The 17577-nt window shown below is 72.8% G+C and carries 16 protein-coding genes and 1 pseudogene; 8 read left to right on the top strand and 9 right to left on the bottom strand.

The features are described 5' to 3' along the window. Positions 1-35: 35 nt before the first annotated feature. From ACBJ59_RS09645 to ACBJ59_RS09630, 4 genes and pseudogenes are all read right to left on the bottom strand, one after another. Positions 36-842, bottom strand: a complete 807-nt coding sequence (locus tag ACBJ59_RS09645; RefSeq protein ID WP_375109803.1) for an ion transporter — start codon at positions 840-842, stop codon at positions 36-38. Positions 843-1025: 183 nt separating this feature from the next. Then, positions 1026-1343, bottom strand: coding sequence for a hypothetical protein (locus ACBJ59_RS09640; RefSeq protein WP_375109802.1), 318 nt, complete (start codon positions 1341-1343; stop codon positions 1026-1028). A 113-nt stretch (positions 1344-1456) separates the two neighbouring features. Then, a complete protein-coding gene (locus ACBJ59_RS09635) occupies positions 1457-2842 on the bottom strand; it encodes a xylan 1,4-beta-xylosidase (protein WP_375109801.1) in 1386 nt (461 codons plus the stop codon). Between the two features lie 125 nt (positions 2843-2967). Continuing rightward, positions 2968-4740: pseudogene (locus ACBJ59_RS09630) on the bottom strand (glycoside hydrolase family 15 protein); the annotation flags it as partial. A gap of 143 nt (positions 4741-4883) precedes the next feature. Between ACBJ59_RS09630 and ACBJ59_RS09625 the strand changes: the two are divergent. Together ACBJ59_RS09625 and ACBJ59_RS09620 are read left to right on the top strand one after the other, a co-directional pair. Further along, positions 4884-5132, top strand: a complete 249-nt coding sequence (locus tag ACBJ59_RS09625) for a hypothetical protein (RefSeq protein ID WP_375109800.1) — start codon at positions 4884-4886, stop codon at positions 5130-5132. A gap of 35 nt (positions 5133-5167) precedes the next feature. Beyond that, entirely contained in the window at positions 5168-6643 is a 1476-nt protein-coding gene (locus tag ACBJ59_RS09620; RefSeq protein ID WP_375109799.1) for a S8 family serine peptidase, read from the top strand. Positions 6644-6667: 24 nt separating this feature from the next. Here ACBJ59_RS09620 and ACBJ59_RS09615 read toward each other — a convergent pair whose 3' ends face one another. Both ACBJ59_RS09615 and ACBJ59_RS09610 read right to left on the bottom strand, forming a co-directional pair. Next, positions 6668-7288 carry a TetR/AcrR family transcriptional regulator gene (locus tag ACBJ59_RS09615; RefSeq protein ID WP_375109798.1) on the bottom strand — a complete coding sequence of 207 codons (621 nt, stop codon included), beginning with the start codon at positions 7286-7288 and terminating at the stop codon, positions 6668-6670. Positions 7289-7325: 37 nt separating this feature from the next. Next, the gene (locus ACBJ59_RS09610) at positions 7326-8207 is read right to left on the bottom strand and encodes an NAD(P)-dependent oxidoreductase (RefSeq protein ID WP_375109797.1); all 882 of its coding nucleotides are present in this window, start codon (positions 8205-8207) and stop codon (positions 7326-7328) included. Between the two features lie 49 nt (positions 8208-8256). On the opposite strand from ACBJ59_RS09610, the gene ACBJ59_RS09605 reads away from it, so the two are divergent. From ACBJ59_RS09605 to ACBJ59_RS09595, 3 genes are all read left to right on the top strand, one after another. Next, positions 8257-8847: a TetR/AcrR family transcriptional regulator gene (locus tag ACBJ59_RS09605; protein WP_375109796.1), complete on the top strand. Its 591-nt coding sequence runs from the start codon at positions 8257-8259 to the stop codon at positions 8845-8847. Positions 8848-9006: 159 nt separating this feature from the next. Then, complete coding sequence (locus tag ACBJ59_RS09600) at positions 9007-10029, top strand: LacI family DNA-binding transcriptional regulator (RefSeq protein ID WP_375109795.1); 1023 nt, start codon at positions 9007-9009, stop codon at positions 10027-10029. A gap of 138 nt (positions 10030-10167) precedes the next feature. Then, positions 10168-11595 (top strand): arabinose isomerase, encoded by a 1428-nt coding sequence (locus ACBJ59_RS09595; RefSeq protein ID WP_375109794.1) that lies wholly within the window; start codon positions 10168-10170, stop codon positions 11593-11595. A 106-nt stretch (positions 11596-11701) separates the two neighbouring features. Here ACBJ59_RS09595 and ACBJ59_RS09590 read toward each other — a convergent pair whose 3' ends face one another. Beyond that, on the bottom strand, positions 11702-12892 hold the full coding sequence (locus ACBJ59_RS09590) for an SGNH/GDSL hydrolase family protein (protein WP_375109793.1): 1191 nt from the start codon (positions 12890-12892) through the stop codon (positions 11702-11704). A 140-nt stretch (positions 12893-13032) separates the two neighbouring features. On the opposite strand from ACBJ59_RS09590, the gene ACBJ59_RS09585 reads away from it, so the two are divergent. Both ACBJ59_RS09585 and ACBJ59_RS09580 read left to right on the top strand, forming a co-directional pair. Continuing rightward, positions 13033-13677: a TetR/AcrR family transcriptional regulator gene (locus ACBJ59_RS09585; protein ID WP_375109792.1), complete on the top strand. Its 645-nt coding sequence runs from the start codon at positions 13033-13035 to the stop codon at positions 13675-13677. 119 nt (positions 13678-13796) lie between these two features. Continuing rightward, the gene (locus ACBJ59_RS09580) at positions 13797-15926 is read left to right on the top strand and encodes a SpoIIE family protein phosphatase (RefSeq protein WP_375109791.1); all 2130 of its coding nucleotides are present in this window, start codon (positions 13797-13799) and stop codon (positions 15924-15926) included. On the opposite strand, the gene ACBJ59_RS09575 is transcribed toward ACBJ59_RS09580, so the two are convergent. Next, a complete protein-coding gene (locus ACBJ59_RS09575) occupies positions 15927-16292 on the bottom strand; it encodes a hypothetical protein (RefSeq protein WP_375109790.1) in 366 nt (121 codons plus the stop codon). Between the two features lie 107 nt (positions 16293-16399). Here ACBJ59_RS09575 and ACBJ59_RS09570 point away from each other — a divergent pair, with 107 nt between their 5' ends. Continuing rightward, on the top strand, positions 16400-17107 hold the full coding sequence (locus ACBJ59_RS09570; RefSeq protein ID WP_364125609.1) for a DUF2071 domain-containing protein: 708 nt from the start codon (positions 16400-16402) through the stop codon (positions 17105-17107). Between the two features lie 16 nt (positions 17108-17123). On the opposite strand, the gene ACBJ59_RS09565 is transcribed toward ACBJ59_RS09570, so the two are convergent. After that, positions 17124-17510, bottom strand: coding sequence for a VOC family protein (locus tag ACBJ59_RS09565; RefSeq protein ID WP_364125606.1), 387 nt, complete (start codon positions 17508-17510; stop codon positions 17124-17126). Between the last annotated feature and the right edge of the window lie 67 nt (positions 17511-17577).

Genomic DNA, 17577 nt, shown 5'->3' with positions numbered 1-17577 from the left:
TCGAAAAGTCGAAGATCGATGGTGTGCCGCCCGCGTCAACGATCGACCCGGGACCGGAGTTCCGGCGGCCGCTCCCTCATGAGCAGCTGATCCAGCTTCGCGTTCACGGCCGCCAGCTCCTGCTTGACCGATTCGAGCTCCGTACGCGGGTCGGCCTCGGCGGGGTCGACGTCGTTCATGGCGTTGACCACGACCGCGATGAACAGGTTCAGGGCCACGAATGTGGACATCAGGATGTAGACGATGAAGAAGATCCACGCCCACGGCTTCTCCTCCATGACCTCCTGGGCGACGTTCCCCCAGTCGTCGCCGGTCATGATCTGGAAGAGGGTGAACAGCGAGCGCGGCAGCTCGTCGAAGCGCTCGGGCACGATGTCGCCGAACAGCTTGGTCGCGATGACCGCCGCGATGTAGATCATCAGGACGAGCAGGCCGATGATGGAGGCCATCCCGGGCACGGCCGCCAGCAGCGCCCCGACCACGCGCCGCATGCTGGGCACGGCCGAGACCAGCCGCAGCGCCCGCAGGATCCGCAGCGCGCGCAGCACCGACGTCGGCCCGGAGGCCGGGATGAGCGCGACGACCACGATGATGCTGTCGAACCAGTTCCAGGGGTCGGTGAAGAACTTCCCGCGGTAGGCGTAGAGGCGGGCGGCGATCTCGGCGGTGAAGACCGCCAGCGCGATCCGGTCGATGGCGTGCAGCAGGCCGCCGGCCCGCTCCATCAGGTACGCGCTGGTCTCGCAGCCGATGGTGACGGCGTTGACGACGATGACCAGGATGACGGCCCGCTGCGCGAGACTGCTCTCCAGTACGGCCCGGACACGTTCTTGGCCTGACAACGGACCCCGCTCCCTCAGGATGATCGTTGATCATCGTAGGGGCCGCGACGGCTCAGGTCCGGAGCAGGCGAAGGCTGAGATATGGATCACATCGGACCTTCCCGGAGATCACCACTCGAAGCGCTCGCTGAGCAGCCGGTCCCCCCGGAACGCCGTGCGCCCGCAGGTCCCGGACCATCGACGTCACGAACCCGGGGCCGCCGCAGAGGAAGTACGCGGCGTACGAGGTCGCGGGCGTACAAGGGCCTCGTCGCGGTGGCGGGCGGCGTGGAAGAGGGTGGCGTCCGGGTGGCGCAGGGCCAGGTGCACGAACGGGGTGACGCCGATCCCGCCCGCCACCAGCACGGCGGGCCGGTCGTCGAGCTGGGCCTCCCAGGTGAAGGCACCGTACGGGCCGTCGGCCGGCACCGTCGCGCCCACGGGCAGGCGGCGCAGCCGCGCGGTGAACCTGCCCGCGTCCTTGATCGCGAACACCAGCCCGGTCCCGTCCGCGCGTACCACGCCGAAAGGGCGCCCTTCCCCCGAAGTCAGGACTTGTGGGGACGAGCCTCGAAAGATCGCCCGAAAAATCGGGTGAAGGGTCGGCGGCGCCCGGCCACGGACCCGTCACCCGGTCAGCGGCCGCTCCACTTGATCTCGTACGCCTTGAGCGTGAACTCCTTGCCGTCCACGGTCGTGGTGACCTCGCCGTCGGTCGTGTTGACCAGCAGCAGCTGCTCCGGCTGTGCCAGCACCCGGACCGCCGGGTCGGAGGAGGCGACGTCCTCGATCTGCGCCCCCGCCGGGAACCACTTGGCGAAGCCGCTCACGAGACGGCCCGTACCCGTCTCGTCCCCGGTGCGCGGCGCCCACAGGCAGGCCGGGCAGGCGCCCTCCTTGGCCTGCGGGTTCCAGTAGAGCGCGGTGGCGGCGCCGCTGCGGGCGAACTCCATCATCGACGCGGCCTGCACGGCGAGCCGCTTGGGCTCGGCCCACTTGGTTCCGTCCTCGGGCACGAAGTACCACTCCGACCACCAGACCGGCATGTCGGTCTTCTTCCGCAGCCACTCGGTGACCGCGGAGAACTTGGTCAGCGCCCCGAACTCGTCCGGCAGCAGCTCGTGCGCGTCGGTGACCGAGGCGCCGTCCACCACGATGAAGTCGGCGCCCTTCTTGTTCTCGAACCAGTAGTTGAAGGCGTCCAGGACGTTCTGGTTGACGACCCCCCAGTCGCCGCGCAGCTCCGAGTCGCCCGTCCGGTTGCTGTCGAAGCCGATGTACGGGCCGCCGATCTCGGCGTCCGGCCGGACCGCCTTAACGGCGTCGTAGACCTTGTTGTACATCTCGGTGTAGCCCTTGTAGTCCGCCGGCTTGGAGTGGTCCTTCCAGAAGCCCTTGAACTCGTTCCACACCATGAAGTACTTGACGTCCTTGTACCGCGCGGCCACCGCCGCCGACAGCTTGGCGAAGTCGTCGAAGTACTCGGGGTAGGGCGCGTCCTCCAGGTGCTCCGCCCAGGCGGAGTCCTCGGTGGGCCCCTCGGGGCCGCCCTTCATCCAGTCGGGCGCACAGCACAGCGTGATGATCGGCGTGCCCTTGGACAGCCGCATGAGGTTCATCCGGCTGTCGAGGTCCTCCCAGAAGTACCGCCCCGGGTACGGCTCGGGGTTCAGCGCGCCGAAGCCCATGATGTGCTGGTTCTGCAGCATCGGCGTGCGGGCGAGCGACCCGGCCACGTCCTGCTCGAACTCCTGGGTGATGTTGTTCGCGCTGATCCCCGTGTGCGTGAAGCCCCAACGGGGCCAGCCCTCGTCCACCTCGGGCGGCGTGACCGCCGGGCTCGCCGCCTGTGTCTGCTCCTGCGGCGCGGCGGAGGATTCGCGCGGCTCCGGAGCCCCCTGCTCCGGCTGCCCCGCGGGCCCGCAGCTCGCCACGACCACGGCCAGGGCGGTGGCTCCCGCGGCCGAGGCGGTCACCCGGCCGAGCCGCCGCCAGAACGATCCCCCGGTAGTCGATCCCACCCGATCCTCACCCGATTCCGACGCTGTGCATGCCGCTCGTAGCGTTCCATGGGCGGGCTTACAGGGGGACAGCCGGAGGAGACTTTCATAGGTAATCGTTATCGTTCAGTGGCAAAAGCCGCGAATCATCCCGCCAGCGCGGCGGCGGTGTTCACCACGGCCACGTGGCTGTAGGCCTGCGGGAAGTTGCCGACCTGGCGGCCTCGCTGGGTGTCGTACTCCTCGGCGAGCAGCCCGACGTCGTTGCGCAGGTCCAGCAGCCGCTCGAACAGCTCGCGCGCCTCGCCGCCGCGGCCGAGCAGCGCCAGCGCGTCGGCCAGCCAGAACGAGCAGGCCAGGAACGTGCCCTCGCCCCCGGTGAGCTCGTCGAGGTTGTCCAGGTCGTGGCGGTGGCGCAGCACCAGGCCGTCCTGGCCGAGCTCGCGCCGCACGGCCTCGACGGTGCCGGCCACGCGCGGGTCCGACGGGGGCAGGAAGCCGAGCCTGGGGATGAGGAGCAGGGCCGCGTCCAGCCCCTGCGAGCCGTAGAACTGGGTGAAGGTGTTGCGGCCGGCGTCGTAGCCGCGCTCGCACACCTCGCGGTGGATCTCGTCCCGCAGTGCCCGCCATCGGCCGGCGGGGCCGGCGTGGTCGCGCCCCTCGACGGTGCGGATCATGCGGTCCGCGGCGACCCAGGCCAGGACCTTGGAGTGGACGAAGTGGCGGCGGGGGCCGCGGACCTCCCACAGGCCGTGGTCGGGCTCCTGCCAGTGGCCCTCCAGGTAGTCCATGAGGGAGCGCTGCAGGTCCCAGGCGTCGTCGTCGTGGTAGAGGCCGGACTGCCTGCCCTGGTACAGGCAGTCCAGCACCTCGCCGTAGACGTCGAGCTGGATCTGGGCGTACGCGGCGTTGCCCACGCGTACGGGCCGTGAGCCCTCGTAGCCGCCCAGCCACTCGACGCGCCACTCGGGGATGCGGCGGGTGCCGTCGAGGGTGTACATGATCTGCAGGTCGCCCGGGTCGCCCGCGACCGCGCGCAGCAGCCAGTCGCGCCAGGCCCTGGCCTCCTCCTCGTAGCCGGTCGCCAGCATGGCGCGCAGGGTGAACGCCGCGTCGCGCAGCCAGCTGTAGCGGTAGTCCCAGTTGCGGGCGCCGCCGAGCAGCTCCGGCAGCGAGGTGGTGGCCGCGGCGACCAGGCCGCCGGTGGGGGCGTACGTGAGGGCCTTGAGGGTGAGCAGGCTGCGCCGCACGGCCTCGCCGTACCCTCCCCGGTACGCGCAGCAGTCCAGCCAGCCGGTCCACGTGCGCTCGGTGTCGTCCAGCGCGGTGAAGGGGTCCACGCCGGCCGGACGGGGCAACCAGGACTGCTGCCAGGTCAGCACGAACGGCAGCCGGTCGCCCTCCGAGACGGCGAAGCGGGCGGCGGTGGTGCCGTCGCGCTCGTCGAGCGGGACGGGGGAGGCCAGCCAGGCGGAGTCGGGGCCGGCCACGGCCGCCAGCTCCCCGCCGTCGTAGCGGGTCCAGGGGACGATGCTGCCGTAGTCGAAGCGCAGCGCCAGCTCCGTACGCATCTCGACGCGGCCGCGCACCCCCTCGACGATCCGTACGACGTCGGGCGCCTCCACGCGCGGCGGCATGAAGTCGAGCACCCGCACGCTCCCGCCGTCCGCCTCCCACGTGGTCTCCAGGATGAGCGTGCCCTCCCGGTAACGGCGGGCGGCCCTGGCCTGCCCGTCGGCGGGGGCCAGCAGCCAGCGGCCCGCCTGCGCGTCGCCGAGCAGCGCGGCGAAGCAGGCCGCCGAGTCGAAGCGGGGCAGGCACAGCCAGTCGATCGAGCCGTTCCGGCCCACCAGGGCGGCGGTGTGCATGTCGCCGATCAGCGCGTAGTCCTCGATCCGCATGGTGCACCCCCCGGTCGCCCACCGATCCCGCCCCTACCCGCCGACCGGCCGCCAAACGGCCCCGGCCCCTGGCGGGGGCACGTCCGGCCGCACCCGCCCCTGGGGTAATCCCTGGGTCGCTCCCTGTGTCGCGGGCGCCCCGGACGGGCGACCCTTGGGGCATGGCCGCTGAGGGTGACGTTCTCTCGGCCGAGGTCGAAGCGGCGCCTGGCAGGCAGCAGCAGGCGGCGGCCGCCCTGACGCGCCTCGGTTTCAAGGTGCTCCACATCGGGACGACGACCAGCGTGAGCGCGCCCAGGGAGGTCTGGGAGCGGGTGTTCGGCCTGCCCCAGGTGGAGGTCCCCGGGGAGCTGAGCGAGCTCGTGGTCGCCGTCCACCTCGCGGAGCCACCCGACTTCCACCCCCTTTGACGTCCATTTCTGGTCTCATCTCGCAAAGGAGCGACATGACCACGATGACCGAGCGACGCGAGGACACCGTCTACTTCGAGGCGGCCCTGCGGCCGGACAGCGGCGCCTCGATGTTCGCCGAATCCTCCGCGACGCAGAACGCCGGACTCGACCAGTTGAAGCCGGCCCCGGGGCTCGCCGAGCGCACCGCCGGCGCGCTGCAGGCCAAGGGCTTCACCGTGCGGCACGTCGGCACCTTCTCGATCAGCGCGGAAGGCCCGAGGTCGCTGTGGGAGAGCACGTTCGGCACGCACGTCGAGGTGCGCCAGGCCGACCTGGAGGGACGGCCGCCGGACGTGACCGCCACCCCGGGCACGCAGGTGCCGTACCTGGCGCACGTGAGCGGCGAGCCGTTCACGATGCCGCCGGACCTGGAGCCGTACATCGAGCGGGCCTACCCGCAGCCGCCCCCGCGCTTCTTCGCCTCCCCGATCCCGCCCCGCGTCGGCTACCACCACCTGCGGGTGCCCGACGACGTCGCGCTCCTCCTGCGCTCGCACCAGGTGCACGACCGTGGCGTGACCGGGCGCGGCGTGCTGGTCGCGATGCCCGACACCGGCTTCTACCGGCACCCCTTCTACGACCACCACGGCTACAACTACAACGCCACCCTCGCCCCCGACGCCACCGCCGTGCAGCACGACGAGCACGGGCACGGCACCGCAGAGGCGGCGAACATCTTCGCCAGCGCCCGCGACGTCGACTTCGTCGGCGTCAAGATGGGCGCCAACGCCACGCTCGCCTTCAAGACGGCCTCCGACCTGGCGCCGGCCGTCATGACCAACAGCTGGGGCTACCACCTGCCCGGCGTGACCACGCTGCCGAACTTCCTGCGCCCGCTGGAGATGGCGGTCATCGAGGCGGTACGCGAGCGCGGCATCACCGTCTGCTTCTCCGCGGGCAACGGGCACGTCGCCTTCCCGGGGATGATGCCGGACGTGATCTCCGTCGGCGGCGTGTTCGTGGACGAGACCCAGGTCAACGGGGAGTTCAGACTGGAGGCGTCCGACTACGCCAGCAGCTTCGACAGCCTCATCTACGCCGGGCGGCACGTGCCCGACGTGTGCGGCCTGGTCGGCAAGACCCCTCGGGCCATCTACATCATGCTGCCCGTCGAACCGGGCGACGAGATCGACACCAGCCTGGCCGGGACCGGGTACCCCACCAAGGACGGCACGGCGCCCAACGACGGCTGGGCCGTGATCAGCGGCACCAGCGCGGCCTCTCCCCAGGTGGCCGGGGTGTGCGCGCTGCTCAAGCAGGCGCAGCCGGGGCTGTCGCCCGCCCTCGTCAAGGCCGTGCTCAAGGCGTCGGCGCGGGACGTGGTGGACGGCAAGAGCGCGATGGGGCAGGTGGCCGGCGACGGCTACGACGGGCCCACCGGGTCGGGGCTGGTGAACGCGGAGGCGGCGTACCGGCTGGCGCGCTCGGTCACGCCGCGCAACCTGCACACCCTCCCGCCACCCCGCTGACGGCCCCAACACGGCGAGGCGGCCTCACGATGACGCCGGCGCGGTCTCCTGGCGGAGGAGGGCGAGGGCGGCGTGCTTGGCCAGGCCCGCGGCGCCGGTATCGGCACCTTTCTGGGCATCGGTGCCGGCGTAGTGGTCGGCGAGCACGGTCGCGCCCTCGACCAGCGCCAGGAGCTGCTTGCCCAGCCGGTCCGGGTCGGCCGCGCCGGCCCGGCGGGCGATGCCGGTCAGCAGGTCGAGGTGGCGGCCGAGGTGGCGGGCGGCCACGGCCCGCGGGCCGCCGTCGTGCCGCTGCGCGGCCGCGTTGACGATCGCGCAGCCGCGGAAGCCGGGCTCGGCGTACCAGCGGCCGAGCGCGTCGAAGACGGCGGCGAGCTGCTCGGCGGGGTCCTCCCCCGCCGAGTCCGCCGCCTCGCGCAGCCACCGCACGACCCGGTCGCTGCGCGCCTCCAGCACCGCCTGGACGAGCCCGTCCTTGGAGCCGAAATGCCGGTACAGCGTCTCCTTGGACGCCCCGACGGCCGCGCACAGCTCGGCCACGCCGATGCCGTCGATGCCGCGCTCGTAGAGCAGGCGGGTGGCGGCGCCGAGGATGGTGGCGCGGGTCTGCGCCGGGTCGAGGGAGGCGCCTTTGGGTACGGGCATGCCCCGGATCGTACCGGACGGTACTAACTACGCCGGCTCACGCGAGGCCGGCGCTGCGCCGCTCGATCGCCTGGATCACCGCCACCATGTCCGTCCCCCCGAGCCCGAGGGCCGCGCTCTCGCCGAACAGCTCGTGACAGACGTCGAGCAGCGGCGAGGCGATGCCGGTCTTGCGCGCCGTCTCGGCGATCAGGCGGCAGTTGTTCTCCAGCACGTCGGAGATCGACGCCTGCACGTCGAAGTCGCGGGCGAGCAGTTTGAGCGCCTTCACCCGTGACACGCTGCTGGCCATCGGCCCCGCGTCGAGCACCTCCAGGAAGCGCCGCATGTCCAGGCCGTGCCGGTCGGCGAAGTGCGCCGCCTCGGCGAGCCCGGTGACCATCGTGATCAGGAACAGGTTGACCGCCTGCTTCATGAGCAGCGCGTTCGGCACCGGCCCGCAGTCGACGCTCTCATGGCACATGGGCCGCAGCAGCGGGCGCACCTCGGCGGTGAGCGCCGGGTCCCCGGCCAGCATGCCCACCAGCCGGCCCGCCTCGGCGGGCTTGCGCGAGCCGGAGACGGGCGCCTCGACGTAACCTCCCCCGGCCGCGCGCACGTCGTCCTCGAGCGCGCGCGAGTATTCGGGCGAGGTCGTGCCCATGTGGACGATCACGCGCCCGGCGACGTGGGCCGCGAAGCGGGGCGTGCCGCGCTCCAACGTCGCGTCGATCGCCGCGTCGCCGGAGAGCATGAGGAACACCACCCGCGCCCGCTCGAACACCTCGCCGGGGCTGCCGGCGACGCGCGCCCCGGCCGCCCGCACCGGCCCGGCCCGCCCGGCGGTACGGTTCCAGACGACGAGCGGCGTGCCCGCCCTGGCCAGATTGAGCGCCATGGGCCGGCCCATGACACCGAGCCCGATGAAACCCACGTCCACGGGCTCCATACTATGACAAGCGTCATATCGAGCAAGAGGGTGTCGTCTCATGCAGAGCGAAACGTGGAGTCCGAGAGAGCGCATGGTCTACAGCGCGGCCCAGCTGCTGCGGGCGCGGGGGGCGACGGCGACCGGCATCCGCGACGTGGTCGCGCGCGCCGGCGCGCCCCGCGGCTCGTTCCAGCACTACTTCCCCGGCGGCAAGGACCAGCTGGTGGGCGAGGCACTGGAGTGGGCGGGCGGGTTCGCGGAGCGGCGCGCCGCCTCCTACCCGGCCACCACCGACGACCCGACGCCGGCCGGGCTCTTCGCCCACATGGTGGAGGGGTGGAAGGCGGAGTTCACGGCCCGGGGGTTCGAGCGCGGCTGTCCCGTGATGGCCACGGCCGCCGACCTGGCGGGCGGCGACTCGGCGGTCAACGGGCACGTACGCGCCGCGCTGGAGGGCTGGGGGCACGCGGTGGCGGCCGAGCTGGCGCGGATGGGCGTGCCGGCGGGGCGGGCGGACGCGCTGGCGACGCTGATGATCAGCGCGCTGGAGGGTGCGATCATGTGGGCCCGGATACGCCGGGACGCCGGGCCGCTGGAGACGGTGGTCACCGAGCTGGCACCGCTGCTCGACTCGGCCGCCCGTCCCTGAGCGGCGTGGGAGACTCGCAGGGGCGGCGCATCCGGGTGGCTCATTCGAGCAGCGGGTCTCCGGGCAGCAGGGCTTCGGGCAGCAGGGCTTCGGGCGGCAGGGCTTCGGGCGGCAGGGCTTCGGGTAGCGGGTCTTCGGGCAGCGGGGCGGAGGAAGGCGATGGGAAAGCCGGCGCGGCACGCCACGATCACCGACGTCGCGGCGCTGGCGGGGGTGTCGGTGGGCACGGCCTCCAAGGCTCTCAACGGTCGTGGTTCGCTGCGGGAGGAGACGCGGGTGCGGGTGCGGGAGGCGGCCCGGCAGTTGAACTTCGAGGTGAACGCGGGGGCGCGGAGTCTGCATTCGGGGCGTACGTACACGGTGGGCATGATCACCACGGATACGATCGGGCGGTTCAGCATCCCGGTGCTGATGGGTGCGGAGGACGCGCTGGGGGCGGGGCAGATGTCGGTGTTCCTGTGTGACGGGCGCGATGATCCGATCCGGGAGCAGTATCACGTCAAGACGTTGATCGGGCGGCGGGTGGACGGCATCATCGTGACCGGCCGGCGTACCCAGGCCCGCGCCCCGATCGCCGCGTCGCTGCCCGTGCCGGTGGTGTACGCGTTCATCAGCTCGACCGATCCCGACGACTGCTCGGTGGTGCCCGACGAGGCGGGTGGCGCGCGCAAGGCCGTCGAGCACCTGCTGGCCGTCGGCCGCGGCCGCATCGCGCACGTCACCGGGCCCGAGCACCACTACTCGGCCCAGGTCCGCGCCGCCGCGGCCGCGGACCGGCTCGCCGAGGCGGGGCTCTCGCCGGCCGGGCCGGCGTTGTTCGGGGCGTGGAGCGAGGTCTGGGGGCGGCAGGCGGTGGGGATGCTGCTGGCCGGTGGGACGGAGTTCGACGCGGTGTTCTGCGGCAGCGACCAGATCGCGCGGGGTGTGGCCGAGGCGCTGCGGTCGGTGGGGCGGCGGGTGCCGCAGGACGTGGCGCTGGTCGGGTTCGACAACTGGGGCGTCATGACCGAGGCCAGCCAGCCGCCGCTGACCAGCGTCGACATGGACCTCGAAGGGCTCGGCCGGGTGGCGGCCGAGATGCTGCTGGCCGCCATCAACGGCGACCCCGCACCCGGCAGGCACGCGCATCCGTGCCGGCTCGTGGTCCGCGAGTCCACGTCCGTGCCACCGGCGCACGCGTAGACGCCTTCCCCGGGTCCGTGGCCCGGCGAGCCACCCTGATTCGTTAAAACGTATAAAGGCGAAGACCGGCCGATCTTGACGATCCAGCGCGCCCCAATTACCGTCCCAACAGACGTTCGTTCTAAAACGTTTTTTGCGATGCGCGCATCGAAGGGCTGCACCATGGCGAACACCAGGAAGGTACGCGTCGGGCTCGTCGCCGGAGGGCTGGGCGCCTACTGGCCCCAGTTCCCCGACCTCCTCCCCCAGCTCCAGCGCTCGGCCACCCGCGTCTCCGAGCGGATGCGGGAGCTCGACGCGGAGATCGTGGACGTCGGCTTCATCTCCGACGCCCAGGAGGGCGCGGCCGCGGCCGAGCGATTGCGGGCCGCCGACTGCGACCTCATCGTCGGCTTCCTGACCACGTACATGACCGCCACCATGCTCGTCCCGATCGCGCAGCGCAGCGGCGCGCCCGTCCTGCTGATCAACCTGCAGCCGACCGAGTCGATGGACCACGAGACGTTCGACACCGGCCAGTGGCTGGCCTACTGCGGCGCCTGCCCGCTGCCGGAGATGGCCAACGCCTTCCAGCGCTGCGGCATCCCGTTCCGCTCGGTGTCGGGCTACCTGGAGGACGAGCGCGCCTGGACGAAGATCGGCGGCTGGGTACGCGCGGCGGCCGCCCGGGCGGTGTTGCGGCACGGCCGGCACGGCCTGATGGGCCACCTCTACCCGGGCATGCTGGACGTCTCCACCGACCTCACGCTGGTGCCGGCCAACTTCGGCGGGCACGTGGAGGTGCTGGAGTTCGACGACCTTCGGGTGCGCGTGGAGCGGGTCACCGACGCCGAGGCCGCCGACAAGCGCGCCGAGACCGAGAAGATCTTCGACTTCGCCGACAGCGTCAACGAGACCGACCTCGACTGGGCCTGCCGCGTCGCCGTCGGCCTCGACCGGCTGGTGGCCGACTTCGACCTGGACAGCCTCGCCTACTACCACCGCGGCCTGGACGGCGAGACGCACGAGCGGCTCGGCGCCGGCATGATCCTCGGCGCCTCCCTGCTCACCGCCCGCGGCATCCCCGCCGCCGGCGAGTACGAGCTCCGCACCAGCCTGGCCATGCTCATCATGGACCGCCTGGGCGCGGGCGGCTCCTTCACCGAGTTCCAGGCGCTCGACTTCCTGCGCGGCCACGTCGAGATGGGCCACGACGGGCCCGCCCACCTGGCCATCAGCGCCCGCAAGCCGCTCCTGCGCGGTCTGGGCGTCTACCACGGCAAGCGGGGCTGGGGCGTCTCCGTCGAGTTCGACGTCCGGCACGGCCCGGTCACCGCGTTCGGCATCATCCAGCGCCGCGGCGGCGAGTTCGCCTTCCTGGCCTCGGAGGGCGAGACGGTGGACGGCCCGCACCTGCGGATCGGCAACACGACCAGCCGCGTCGACTTCGGGCGGGATCCCGGCGAGTGGACCGACGACTGGAGTGCCACCGGCATGTCCCACCACTGGGCGCTCGGCACCGGCCACCGCGGCGCCGAGCTGAAGGCCCTCGCCCACCTGCTGGACATCGACTACATCCAGATCTGACCCCGGGCACGCCTCCACCCGTCCCGTGCGCGGGCGCCGTACGCGGGCGCCGGGTGTGCGGCGTTCCCGAAGCGGCGGGGCTGGCGCGGGGCGGCCGGAGGGCGGGTCAGGTGAAGAGCGTCGCGGGCACGGCTGTGGCGAGGGCGTGGTAGCCGGCGGGGCTCAGGTGCAGGTGGTCGCCCCCGTCGTACGCGGCCGAGAGCCGCCCCGGCGCGGCCGGGTCCAGGACGGCGCGGTCGAAGTCGATCACCGCGTCGTACCGCCCCGCCGTGCGGATCCAGGCGTTGACCGCCTGCCGGGCCGACTCCCGGAAGCCGTGGGGGTCGTCGTACGGGTCGTGGCCGCCGAAGGGGGTCAGGGTGGCGCCGTACACCAGGAGGTCGCGTGCCTGGGCCCGGACGATGATCTGCTCGTAGGCGGCGATGAGGTCGGCGGCGGTGCGTTCCTGGGCGTCCCGGGTGGGCTCGGCGGTGCCGAGGTCGTTGACGCCCTCGAAGACCAGGAGCCACCGGGCGGCCGGCTGGGCGAGGACGTCGCGGTCCAGCCGGGCCAGGGCGCTCGGGCCGAGCCCGTCGTCGAGCACCCGGTTGCCGCCCGCCCCCTGGTTCGCGACGGCGACCCCGCCCGGGAGCCGGTCGAAGAGCCGGTCCGGCCAGCGGTCGTTGCCGTTGGTGGTGGATCCCCGGCCGTCGGTCAGGGAGTCGCCGAGCAGGACGAGCGTCCCGGTGTCGCGCCCGGCCCGGACCTCGACGCCGGAGAGGAGGTACCAGTGGTCGACGGCGGTGGCATCGGGCAGGTCGGAGGCGTCCACGTGGTCGCCGGTGGCGAGGTAGGAGGTGGTCCTGGAGCCGGGGTGCGAGGTGAGCTCGGAGGAGGGCTGTCCCCGGTCGAGACGGACCGTCACCGTCAGGACCGAGCCGGGTGCCAGGTCGAGCTCCAGCGGGTCGGACACGGCGTGCGCTCCCATCGGGACGACGAACGACGTACGGCCGGAGAACGTCACGGGCCGGGAGCTGCCCGGCCGGATGGCGCTCACCCCCGCCGCCCCGCCTTCCGGCAGCGCCACCGCCACGCGGGTGATCGGCAGCGGCGCCCCGCCGAACGCGTTGGACAGGCGCAGCCGCACCCACCGCCCGCCCGCCGACACCCGCACGGTCTGCCGCAGCGTCGTGTCGGCCAGCACCAGCCCCTCCTTGGCGTACGGCGGAGGCGGCATGTTGCCGGGCTCGGTGAGCTGGGGCATCGCCGTCCACGTCGTGACCCAGTGACCGGCCGGCAGGCTCGGCGATCCCCCCATGAAGACGGCTCCACTCGGTAGTCGAAATTTTCGGCACAATACCGAACCTTTCGCAGCCGCCTGCGGCCGGGGCGCGTTTTTACCCGGCTTTGTCGGTCGAGTGATAGGCCCCGCGGCCCTTCGCGCCTATGGTCACGACCATGGAGTCTCCAGAAGACGGCCGGGAGCCGATCGTCCGGGCGGCCACCAGGCTGTTCGCCGCTCTCGGCTACGACGGCACCTCCATCGCGCAGATCGCCGACTCGGCGGGCAGGGAACCGGCGGACGTCCACGTGCACTTCGCCACCAAGCGTGAGATCTACCTGGAGGTCATGGAGCAGGCCCGCGGTCTCCTGGGGTGCGTCGTCGAGGCGGGGGCCGGTGAGCTGCTGAACGCGCCGCCCGAGCGGCGGCCGGAGGCGCTGCACCGGTTCATCGACGAGTACCTCGACATGTGCGTGGCGCATCCGGAGGCGCCCGCCCTGTGGATGCACCGCTGGTTGTCCGACGCCAGCGACATCGCCGACGTGGAGGACAACAGCACGCAGCCGCTCATCCAGTTCGCCGTCGACAGCGTCGCCACGGTCGCCCGCCCGGCCGGCGCCGACCCGCTGCACACCACGTACACGCTGATCTGGTGCATCCACGGGTTCGCGCTGAGCGGGGTGCTCGACGGGACCGGCCACCGGTGCGGTGTCGAGGACGTCCGCCAGCTCGGGCGGTTCCGCGCGCACATGCACCTGATGCTCGGCCGCGCGCTGGACCTGCCCGAGCCGGAGCCCGGGGGGCCCGCCACCGCCCCATAGGCTGTGTGGAAATAAGCGGAACGTAACTAATTCACTACACTAATGCGTGTATTCTGCCCATATGGGAGGTTTCGGATGCCGATGGCGCTCACGTCGCGTGAGCGGAGCGTGCTGAGGCGGTGCGGGACGAGGACACGCTGATCCCCGGCGCGGCGAGCGAGTCGTCCCGCCTCGACACGCTGCTGGTCGAAGCCGTCAGCAGCTCCGGAGCCCACATAGGCGCCCTGTACCTCCTGGAGGCGCACGGCGAGGTCCTGCACATGGCGGCCGAGATCGGCATGCCGGCGCCCGTCGCCAGGGCGTGGGCCAGGGTCAGGAAGCAGGACCCGGTGCCGATCGCCGCGGCGGTCCGCGAGGAGCGGCTGATCTGGCTCTCCGGTCGCGAGCACCTGGCCAACGAGTTCCCGGGGTCGGCGCTGGCCCTGCCGTACCACTTCGCGGCGGCCCTGTCCCCCATCTGCGCCGCGGGCGCCGTCTGGGGCGGGGTCCTGCTGCTGTGGCCGTCCGGCCACGTGTCGGAGCTCACCCCCCGCCAGATCGACATCATCAACGAGGCCTGCGCCGCGCTCGGCCACGTGCTGTGTCGGGCGGCCGAGCGCGGCCGGCCGATCGCCGCCGAGCCCCGGCCCCGCATCCTCGGCCCGCGCCGCACGCCCGAGGGGGACCCGAGGGCCGACCTCGTGGCGCTCGAATGCCTCAACCGCCTGCCCGAGGGCTATCTGGCGCTGGACGTGGACGGGTGCGTGACCCTCCTCAGCGCGCCGGCCGCCGACCTGCTCGTCAGCAGCCCGTCCGAGCTGATCGGCCGGCGCCCGTGGGAGATGCTGCCGTGGCTGGCCGACCCGTCGTACGAGGACCGCTACCGGGCCGCGGTCCTGGGCCGGCAGGTCACCCACTTCGTCGCCCGCAACCCCGTGGGCCGGCAGCTCACCTTCTGGATGTATCCCGGGCTGACCGGCATCACCGTGCGCATCTCCCCCGGCACCGCGTCGCGCGCCCCCGCACCGGACGCGCCCGAGGGGCCGAAGGTCATCGCGGTGCACGAGATCCTGCAGCTGGCCACCACACTCGCGCGGGCGGTGACCGCCCAGGAGGTGATCGACCTGGTCGCCGACCACGTCATGCCCGTCTACGACGTGCAGGCGCTGGCCATCCTCACCTCGAAGGGCGGCCGGCTGCGGGTCGCCGCCTCGCGCGGTTACAGCCGGCGGGCCATCGACGAGTTCGACGGCCGCCCGGCCATCCCGGCGATCCCCGCCGGCCGGGCGTTCGACGCGGGCAAGCCGGCGTTCTTCTCGACCTGGGACGAGCTGCGCGCCACCTACCCGGACGCCCTCCGCTCCGACGACATGTGCGCCTGGGCGTTCCTGCCGCTGGTGACCTCGGGCCGGCCGATCGGCACCTGCATCCTCGCCTACGACCGCCCGCACGAGTTCAGGACCGACGAGCGCGCCACGCTCACCGCGCTGGCCGGGCTGATCGCCCAGGCGTTCGAGCGCGCCCGCCTCTACGACGTCAAGCACCAGCTCGCCCAGTGCCTGCAGTCCAGCCTGCTGCCGCACACCCTGCCCCAGATCCCCGGCCTGGACGTCGCCGCCACATACCTGCCCGCCACCCCCGGCATGGACATCGGCGGCGACTTCTACGACCTGATCCGCCTCAGCGACACCATGGCCGCGGCGGTCATCGGCGACGTGCAGGGCCACGACGTGACCGCCGCCGCGCTCATGGGGCAGGTGCGGACGGCCATCCGCGCCCACGCCACCGCGGGGGCCTCCCCCGGCGACGTGCTGGCGCACACCAACCGGCTGCTCACCGAGCTGGCCCCCGACCGCTTCACGAGCTGCCTGTACGTCAGCTTCGACCTGCGCCGGCACGCCGCGTGCCTGGCCAGCGCGGGGCACCTGCCGCCGGTGCTGGGCCCGCCCGGCGGCCCCGGCCGGGTCATCGACACCTCCCCCGGCCTGCTGCTCGGCATCGACCCCGACGCCGAGTACGCGACCACGGACCTGTCCCTTCCACCCGGCTCGGTGATGGCCCTCTACACCGACGGCCTCATCGAGGAGCCGGGGCTCGACCTGGGCGACGCCATCGCCGCCCTGGCCGCCCGCTTCGCCCCGACGCCCGGGCAGCCCTTGCACCGTCTGGCGGAGTCACTCGTCGAATCCGCCACCATCGAGCGGCGTACGGACGACATCGCGGTGCTCCTCCTGCGGGACGCCTTCACGCACCCGGACGGGAGGCCCTGATCACCGCCCGGGAGCCAGGCGCAGCACCGCCTTCCCCGAGGACAGCGAGACCACGCGCACGCCGATGCCGTTGACCGACCCCGACGTGCCCTCGCCGAGCTGCGCCTGCGACATCACGCCCGGCCCGGTGCCCTTCACGCGCACGGTGCCGGCGGTGAAGGCGATGGCCAGCCTGGTGATGCCGAAGCGGGGGCTGACCCGGAACGACACGCTCTTGGTGAGGGTGAGCTCGCACCTGCCGTCGTAGCAGGCGCGCAGGTTGGGCTTGGCCGCGGCGGACGCGCCCGTGGCGGTCAGGTGGGCGGCGACGGGGGTGAGGGCGATGGACGCGGCCACGGCCAGGGCAGTGGTGATCTTGGGGGGCATGATCCTCCTTGCGCTCCGCTCGTGTCATGAAAGCTTACGGAACTCGTCAGTACGCCGCTTGCCGCCCGGGCAGAATGCCGGGCGCCGCCGGGGGCAGGGGCCGGGGTGTGCGAGCGCCATCGTCTCTTCACGTCGCCCGGCCGGTGATGTACCACCAGTGGTCGGAGATCACCTTCCTCCACTGGCGTTGTCCGCCGGCCGTCGTGCAGGCGCTGGTGCCGGGCTCGCTCACGGTCGAGACCTTCGACGGGTCCGCCTGGGTGGGGCTGACGCCGTTCCTCATGGAGGGGGTGCGGGTGCCCGGCCTGCCCGCCGTGCCGTGGTTGTCGAGGTTCCCGGAGACGAACGTGCGGACGTACGTACGCGACGATCTGGGCCGCCGCGGGATCTGGTTCCTGTCGCTGGACGCCGGGCGCCTGACTGCGGCGCTGGGCGGCCGGGCGGGCTTCTGGCTGCCGTACTTCTGGTCCGACATGTCGGTGCGGGTGGGCGGGGGCCGCGTCCGGTACAGGTGCCGGCGTCATGGGAACGGGGCCCGGTGCGACGCGGAGGTGGCGACGGGCCCGCTGCTGCCGGCCGGCGAGGTGGACGAGCTGGCGCTGTTCCTGACCGCCCGCTACCGGCTGTTCACGGTCGTGGCGGGCCGGACGGCCCGGGCGCGGGTGGAGCACCCGCCCTGGCCGCTGCGCCGGGCCGAGCTCACCCGCCTCGACCAGGACCTGGTCCAGGCCGCCGGCCTGCCCGCCCCGCAGGGCCCTCCCGTCGTGCACGCCTCCTCCGGGGTCCCGGTACGGGTGGGGATGTGGACCTGGTGACCCCCGTCCGCGGCGGTCAGCGGGTGTCGCGGCGCAAGGGGTGATCGGGCGGGACCTGCACCAGGACGATGCGGTGGCCGTCGGGATCGGCGATCCACAGCTCGACCAGCCCCCACGGCTCCAGGCGGGCCTCGCGCAGCACGGTGACGCCCGCCGCCCGCAGCCGCTCCTCCTCGCGCGCCACGTCGCGTACCTGCAGCCAGAGCGAGACCCCCGGCCCGGCACCGTCCCGCGCGGCCCCGGAGAGCTCCAGGAAGCCCTGCCCGAGGAAGAAGACCACGCCCGGATGGTCGGGCGGGCCGAACTCGCGATAGACGGCCAGGCCGAGGGTCTCGGCGTAGAAGCGGCGGCTGCGCGCGGGGTCACCCGGGCGCAGCAGCACGCGGCTGCTCAGCACCTCCATGCCGGACCTGTTCCCTGATCACGGCCCGGGATGCGCGCCGCCGGCCAGGGACGCCGGGGCCCGGTCC

This window comes from Nonomuraea sp. MTCD27, assembly GCF_041950495.1.
In the GTDB taxonomy this organism is placed as follows: Bacteria; Actinomycetota; Actinomycetes; order Streptosporangiales; family Streptosporangiaceae; genus Nonomuraea.
The sequence above is the reverse complement of the archived record's forward strand: the minus strand, read 5'-3'. Positions and strand labels throughout refer to the sequence as shown.

Excerpts from the sequence above, each read along its gene's own strand:
- ACBJ59_RS09625 (WP_375109800.1), top strand. The coding sequence starts at position 4,884 with ATGGCCGCTGAGGGTGACGTTCTCTCGGCCGAGGTCGAAGCGGCGCCT.
- ACBJ59_RS09620 (WP_375109799.1), top strand. The coding sequence starts at position 5,168 with ATGACCACGATGACCGAGCGACGCGAGGACACCGTCTACTTCGAGGCG.
- ACBJ59_RS09615 (WP_375109798.1), bottom strand. The coding sequence starts at position 7,288 with ATGCCCGTACCCAAAGGCGCCTCCCTCGACCCGGCGCAGACCCGCGCC.
- ACBJ59_RS09605 (WP_375109796.1), top strand. The coding sequence starts at position 8,257 with ATGCAGAGCGAAACGTGGAGTCCGAGAGAGCGCATGGTCTACAGCGCG.
- ACBJ59_RS09600 (WP_375109795.1), top strand. The coding sequence starts at position 9,007 with ATGGGAAAGCCGGCGCGGCACGCCACGATCACCGACGTCGCGGCGCTG.
- ACBJ59_RS09595 (WP_375109794.1), top strand. The coding sequence starts at position 10,168 with ATGCGCGCATCGAAGGGCTGCACCATGGCGAACACCAGGAAGGTACGC.
- ACBJ59_RS09590 (WP_375109793.1), bottom strand. The coding sequence starts at position 12,892 with ATGGGGGGATCGCCGAGCCTGCCGGCCGGTCACTGGGTCACGACGTGG.
- ACBJ59_RS09585 (WP_375109792.1), top strand. The coding sequence starts at position 13,033 with ATGGAGTCTCCAGAAGACGGCCGGGAGCCGATCGTCCGGGCGGCCACC.
- ACBJ59_RS09575 (WP_375109790.1), bottom strand. The coding sequence starts at position 16,292 with ATGCCCCCCAAGATCACCACTGCCCTGGCCGTGGCCGCGTCCATCGCC.
- ACBJ59_RS09565 (WP_364125606.1), bottom strand. The coding sequence starts at position 17,510 with ATGGAGGTGCTGAGCAGCCGCGTGCTGCTGCGCCCGGGTGACCCCGCG.